The following is a 6,446-nucleotide window of genomic DNA, read 5'->3' as shown; positions in this document are numbered from 1 at the left end:
CTCATCCATCGGGATCCGCATCTCGGTCGACGCCGCCGCCACGGATCCTGCTCCTCACACGCTCCTGGTCGCCGGCGCGGACGGCTACCCGCGCACACCTGTGCCCCGTGATCTGACCGAGGCCACGCGTACGCTGGCGGGTCGGGCCGGGCGGGTCGCGTCCGTCTCCGCACCACTGCAGGGACCGCCGCCCGCTCAGCCCCGCCGCCTACCAGCGCCGACTCAGCACAGCGCGCCGACCCGGTGCTGAGGAGCGATAGGGCAAGTTGTCGCTCCACGGACACCGATGCCTCTGTCGGGACCGTATTCTCGCGGGACCACCGGCCTCGCCGAGGCCAGGCCGTACCATCCGATCAGGCTCCTTGTCCGAGTCCCGGACCCGCTGACCGGTCAGCCCCTCAGAGCAAACGCTTCCGCGATGTCGTCGCGTGCTGCTCCGGCTGCCAGGAGCAGCCGGAGCAGCACCCGGGCCTTGTACGGGTCGAGGAAGCCGCCGTCGATCACCCCGCGTCGGCGCAGGTCCGTCTCCGAGCCGGGCGCGTTGTAGGTGTGCCGCAGCACCGATCCGCTGCCCGTGCGCGAGGTCAACACCACCGGCATGTGCTCGGCCAGGGCGCCGAGCCGGGGAGCGAGCATGCCCGGTACGTGACCGACGCCGAAACCGGCAACCACGAGGCCGGCGTGCGTGGTCCCGAGCCCCTCCAGTTGTGCGCCGTCGTCCTCCAGGGTGACCACGTGCAGGGCCACACGGGCGGCCTCGAGTCGCGCCGGGTCCCCTGCGGCCGGCAGTGGTGCATACCGCGGCGCTGCCAGCAGCATCCGTACCCGGCCCTCGACGACATGCCCCAGTGGGCCGGTGCCCGGCGAGGCGAAGGCCCCCGGGTTCGTACTGTGTGTCTTGCGCACCCATCGCGCCGCGTGCACCTCGTCGTTGAGGACCACCACCGCACCCGCGCCGCGTGCCTCCCGGGCCGCGGCCACACGCACGGCGGCGAGCACGTTGGCGGGCCCGTCAGCCCCGGCCGCGGCCGGCTGCCGCATCGCGCCGGTCAGGACGAACGGCGCCTCGTGCGGCCACACCAGGTCGATCAGGAAGGCTGTCTCCTCCAGCGTGTCGGTGCCCTGGGTGACGACGACGCCGTCCGCGCCGTCCGCCACGGCCCGCGAGGCGAGGGCCACGACGTCGAGGACCTGCGCGAAGGTGAGGCTCCCGCTGGGCACGGCCCGCACGTCCCGTACGTCCAGGGGGATCCCGGACTCCGTCAGTCCCGGTACGGCCGCGGCGATCTCCGCCCCACTCAGCCGCGCCGCCCGCTTGCCGTCCGGCACGGATATCGTTCCGCCCAGAGCCAACAGCAAGACACCCAAAGCCCGCTCCCTGCCCCGCCTCGCGCCGGACGGGGTCCCGCCCGGCGCCCCCAACCTACAGGCGCACCCGATTCCCGCCACCGCCGATCAGCGGTACCGCGCCGTCTCATCGACATGGCCTACGCCTGCTGTTGCGACGCCCTGCCGTACGGGGACCCGGGCCCACGCGTCCTGGGCGGGGCGGGGCCCGCCGCTCCTTCGGCAATCGTGGTGTCACCTAAGCCAGGGTGGGATTAAGTCAGGGCGGGATGCTCGACGTTGGGGCGACTCTTGGCGGAGGCCGGGGCAGCGGCTTCGCTCGCCCGGCGGTTCAGGCATAGGTGGAGATTTCGATCAGGTTGCCGTCCGGATCGCGCAGGTAAGTGCTGAGGATCGGTCCGAGGGCGCCGGTGCGCGTTACCGGGCCTTCCTCCACGGGCACCCCGGAGGCGGCCAGATGGGCCAGCACCTGTTCCTGTGGGGTCCGGGTGACCAGACACAGGTCGGCGCTGCCAGGGGTGGGCCGGGTGGCGTGGGGGAGGAGTTCGCTGCCTGCCCGGTGGAGGTTGATCTTGCTGCTGCCGAAGCCCAGCGCCCGGCGCCCCTCCCCGAACGTGACGGGCCGCATGCCGAGGACCCGCTGGTAGAAAGCGGTGGTCCGCTCGACGTCGGTGACGGTCAGCACCAGGTGGTCCAGGCCGCTGATCACGATCCCTGGCTCCGGGGCGTACCGGGCCAGCTGCTCGGCGCAGGCGTTCCACGCGGGTGCGGACAGCAGATCGCGTGAGCGGGCGAAGAGGCGGTAGAGGGCCGGGCCGTGACGTTCGGCCAGCCCGACGTTGTGGGCCAGCACGTCGAGCTCGTTGGCGGCCGTCATCTCCGCGATGGCGCGTACGTCCGCATCGGCCGGAGTGTGTTCCCGGCCGGTGAAGCGGTCCCGGAAGAGAACCGGAAGCCCCTGGCCCAGGCGTGGATGGACGGCCGCCCGGTCGCAGCTCGCGTACAGGTACACCAGGGCCTCCGCGCGATCGCCGATCAGTTCGGCGAGTACCCCGCGCTCGGTGGTGGCCAGGAGCGGCTCGTCGAATCCGTCCGTTCCATAGGCGGCGTGGCACAGCCCCGCGAGCTGGACGTCGGGGTCGGCGTCCCAGACGGAGAGCAGGCGGGCGACGCGTCGCAGGTGGTCCAGGAGCGTTCCGCCCGGATGGGCCGTCCGGGCGGCGCCGCGGGCGGACAGGAACTCCTCGGCCCGGTGCCGTCGCGCCGGGGCGGGCCGTGCCATCAGTCGACCCGCTGTGCGGACTGTGCCACCTCGGCGACCAGTCGGGCGGTGGCCGGGGTGGCGATGCCGTGGGCGGCTCCGGCGCGTAGGACGGCCCCGCCGATGGCGTCGAGTTCGAGCGGACGGCCGGCATCGGCGTCGCGCTGCATGGAGGACCTCATCGTGTCGGGGACGCGGTCGAAGAAGGAGAGCAACCCCTGGGCGGTCACCGGCGCGCCGGCGGCGCGGGCCACGGCCGCGATCTCGTCGAGCACGGTGAGCAGTTCGGGCCGGTGCCGATCGCGGACGGCACCGACATCGGCCTGGTGGCGGGTGGTCAGCAGGGCGAACGGGGCGAGGAAGGCCAGCTTGTCCCAGAGCATCGCACTCTCGTCCTCGCGTACGGTCACCCCCAGGCCGGCCTGGCGCAGCAGTTCCGCGAAGTCATCCGCCGGACCGGCGAGTTCGAGGTCGGCGAACGGACTGGTGTGGGCGATGCGACCGGGCGCCGTGCGGGTGGCCTCGACCCGGATCGTGCCCGCGACGACCCGGGCGGAGGGGAAGCGCTCGCGGAGCACGGCGAGATGGTCGAGGCCGTTGAGGAGCGGGACCAGGACCGCCGTGCCGAGCCCATCGGCGGGGACGCGGTCGAGCGCCTCGGCGAGCGCGGTCTGCTTGACCGTCACGAAGACGGCGTCCACCGGCTCGCGCAACTCGGTGTCGGCCTCCACCACCGCGGTGAACTGCCCGTAACGCTTGCTCTCGACACGCAGCCCGTCCTGGCGCAGCGCGGCGACGGTCCGTTCCCCCGCCAGACAGACGACGCGGTGCCCGGCACGGGCGAGCAGCGCGCCGACCAGGCCGCCGACGCCGCCCGGGCCGAGAACCGCCACGGTCATCCTGGTTGTGCTCATGTGTGCTCCTGTCCGGGAAACCGATGAGTCGAGGGGCCGGGCGGCCGGGGCCGTGAGCCGGTCGGGCCCGTGACGGGTCGGCACCCGCCCGCATTCAGCACCGCGTCCGGATCGCGGGAGTGACGGCGGGCGGGTTGCCGCCCTGGGCCCGCAACGATGATCAATCCTGGTGCGACCCAAGTCAATCCACGGCTTTACTGGGGAACACCCAAGCTCAACCGTGGGGCCGCTGCTTAGGCTTGGGTCTCGTGACACTTGACGATCTTCGCGTCTTCGCAGCGGTCTGCCGCTCCGGTTCCCTCAGCGGTGCCGCCCGTGACCTGGGCTGTACGCAGTCGGCCGTCAGCCAGCATGTGAAGCGTCTCGAACGGGAGTTGGGCCTCAGCCTGCTCGAACGCCAACCGCGCGGGGTTGCGCCCACCTCGGCGGGGCGGCTGTTGCGCACGGCGGTGACCGAGGGCCTGGGGCGCATCGACCAGGCGGTGCGCCGGATCGAGGAACTCGCCCGCGCGGAGGGCGGATCGGTACGGGTCACCACCGGTGCCACGACCGTCCGGCACTTCATGGCCGCCGCCGTGGTCGACTTCCGCCGGCGCTTCCCGCGAGCCAGCCTCGAATTCCAGACCGAGACCTCCAGCCGCGGCTGTTTCGACGCGCTCACCACCGGCGCGGTGGACCTCGCCTGGATCACCCTGCGGCCGGCGGGCGGCAGCGTGGAGCAGCGCCCCGTCGTACACCTGCCCTGGTCACTCGCCGTCGCGGCCGGCGATCCGCTCGCCGCCAAGTCCTTCATCGAACCCGTCGACCTGCAGGACGCCCGGCTCATCGGCCTGCCCGAGAACTCGACCGCGCGTATCCAGCTCGGCTCACGGCTGGCCGAATCGGGCATACGGCCGATCTTCGACACCAGCGTCACCGACTGGGACACCGCGATCCTGCTGGCCGAGCTCGGGCTCGGTCACGCGGTCGTTCCGACCCTGCCCGAGTGGACCGGCCCCCGCCACCCCGACCTGCGGCTGATCCCGATACCCGCCCTCCCCGCGCTCACCGCGGGCTGGGCCGTCCGCCGCTGGGACGCTCTCTCCCCACTGGCCCGCGCCTTCGCCGACACCGTCGCCCACCACTGCGCCCGCCGCGCCGGAAAATGAAGCCGCAACCGGCAGGTCACCTCGGCCGCCGGCCAAGACGATCGCGCCCGTTGCCACCGTCAACCGGCCGACCGAGACACCAAGGAACGCCGGGGCGACGTAGGGCAGGGGCCGTTCTCCCGGCAGCGCGCAAAGCACGCCCCGGACCGCACGGCCGTCCGTGGAGCGGATGCCGACGACGACGCCCCCCCGCGACACTCTGCGATGCCGTCGCCCACCACGCGCAGCGCCCGTCGGCCGACTCGGAAAGTTGGCAGCAACGGCAAGCCGAAGGCATCCATCGGTCAGACCCGACGCCAGGAGACCGTCGCCTCGTAGCTGCGCAGACACGAAAGGCGTGCGTCTGACCTGCGAGCTCGGGGGTATCCGCGAGAGCGGAATCTCATCGCCTGACCAGTACGGAGCCATCATGCCGTCCACAGATGTCGTCGAACTCATCCTGCAGGATCACCGGCGTATGGAAGACCTCTTCCGCACCATGCGCAACGCTGAATCCGACCGCGCGGCTGCCCTGGAAGAATTCGCCCATCTGCTGATCGCTCACGCCTCCGCCGAGGAGGACGAGGTGTACCCGGCCCTGCGGCGCTACAAGAACGTCGACGGCGAGGACGTCGATCACAGCGTGCACGAACACCAGGAGGCCAACGAGGCGCTGCTGGCCCTTCTCGAAGTCGAGGACACCGGATCCGAAGAGTGGGACGAGAAGCTGGAGGAACTCGTCGCAGCGGTCAACCATCACGCCGACGAGGAGGAGCGAACCTTGCTCAACGACGCGCGGGAGAACGTCGCCGACGAACGCCGCTCCCAGCTCGGCGCAGCGTTCCGCGAGGCACGCGCGAAGTACCTGGAGAGCGGCTGCGGCAGCATCGACAACGTGCGCGAAGTCGCCGCTTCCAGTGGTAAGTGATCGTCTCCTGTAGCCGCGTCGCGCTCGGTCGCCGGTTCCGAGCCGTAGCGGGGGCCGGCGACATGGCCGGCCGCAGGCGTTCCCGAACTTCCCTGCAATGGCCACTCTGCGCAGTGCCGCAGCTGCCCCGCTGCGCTTCCCGGGCGGTCTGGTCACGGGGTCCCGTACGGTGCCGAGACACGGGCGGGCCGGGTAGCACCCGTGGCGGGTGCGGCCCGGGGCGGACACCGTGTAGCCCGGGGCGGCCACCGCGTCGCCCGGAGCCGCCACCGCGTAGCCCGGGGCGGACGTCACTGAACTGCCGGATCGCGGGCAGACGGCGAACGTGATCTTCGTTCCGGTCGGCAGGCCGGCCAGGAGAGGGAGGGGAACGTCACCGTGACCATGCCCGTACGCCGCACCGAGGGCGGCCGCCGGCGGTTCAGCCTGCGCGCCACCGCGTTTGACTGCGGACTGATCGCCCTCGCCGTGTGCATCCTCGGGTTCGCCCTGCGGACCGCGGCCGCCGCGGCCGAGCGGCGCCCCGTCTGGATGGTGATCCTGTGCCTGCTCGCCGTGGCCTGCGTGCCGGCGCTCCGGCGCGGCCGGCGGCACGTCTCGGCGGCGCGCACCGCACGGCGGGCCGCCGCGGCGCTCGAGGCGGGCACCGGCACGGCACTGGAAGAACTGCGGGCCACCGCCGCGCCGGCCGCGGTTCCGTTCGTCCCGCACCAGGCCGGTCCGCGTGAGGCCGGTACGGGTCCCGCCGAGGGCCAGGAGCCCACGCTCGTACAGCCCGTCGACTACGACGCACTGGACCCGGACGAGTTCGAGCAAGCCGTGGCCGCGCTGTGCGAACGGGACGGGTGCGCCGGCGTCGAGGTGGTGGG

The 6,446-nt window shown here is 72.5% G+C and carries 5 protein-coding genes and 1 pseudogene; 3 read left to right on the top strand and 3 right to left on the bottom strand.

Going from position 1 to position 6,446, the window contains the following annotated elements:
• Nucleotides 1-390 precede the first annotated feature (390 nt).
• From IE249_RS30490 to IE249_RS30480, 3 genes are all read right to left on the bottom strand, one after another.
• Nucleotides 391-1,368: an asparaginase domain-containing protein gene (locus IE249_RS30490; protein WP_189709951.1), complete on the bottom strand. Its 978-nt coding sequence runs from the start codon at nucleotides 1,366-1,368 to the stop codon at nucleotides 391-393.
• A 310-nt stretch (nucleotides 1,369-1,678) separates the two neighbouring features.
• On the bottom strand, nucleotides 1,679-2,629 hold the full coding sequence (locus IE249_RS38985) for a VOC family protein (protein ID WP_229859588.1): 951 nt from the start codon (nucleotides 2,627-2,629) through the stop codon (nucleotides 1,679-1,681).
• On the bottom strand, nucleotides 2,629-3,522 hold the full coding sequence (locus IE249_RS30480; RefSeq protein ID WP_229859586.1) for a ketopantoate reductase family protein: 894 nt from the start codon (nucleotides 3,520-3,522) through the stop codon (nucleotides 2,629-2,631). Before IE249_RS30480 ends, IE249_RS38985 begins: the two co-directional genes overlap by 1 nt.
• 248 nt (nucleotides 3,523-3,770) lie before the next feature.
• Between IE249_RS30480 and IE249_RS30475 the strand changes: the two genes are divergently transcribed.
• The 3 genes and pseudogenes from IE249_RS30475 to IE249_RS38980 all read left to right on the top strand — a co-directional run.
• Nucleotides 3,771-4,670 (top strand): LysR family transcriptional regulator, encoded by a 900-nt coding sequence (locus IE249_RS30475; RefSeq protein ID WP_189709949.1) that lies wholly within the window; start codon nucleotides 3,771-3,773, stop codon nucleotides 4,668-4,670.
• Nucleotides 4,671-5,079: 409 nt separating this feature from the next.
• The gene (locus IE249_RS30470; RefSeq protein WP_189709947.1) at nucleotides 5,080-5,577 is read left to right on the top strand and encodes a hemerythrin domain-containing protein; all 498 of its coding nucleotides are present in this window, start codon (nucleotides 5,080-5,082) and stop codon (nucleotides 5,575-5,577) included.
• Between the two features lie 384 nt (nucleotides 5,578-5,961).
• A pseudogene (locus IE249_RS38980) lies at nucleotides 5,962-6,446 on the top strand (restriction endonuclease); the annotation flags it as partial.

The organism is Streptomyces anandii JCM 4720 (genome assembly GCF_014650655.1).
In the GTDB taxonomy this organism is placed as follows: Bacteria; Actinomycetota; Actinomycetes; order Streptomycetales; family Streptomycetaceae; genus Streptomyces; species Streptomyces anandii.
The sequence above is the reverse complement of the archived record's forward strand: the minus strand, read 5'-3'. Positions and strand labels throughout refer to the sequence as shown.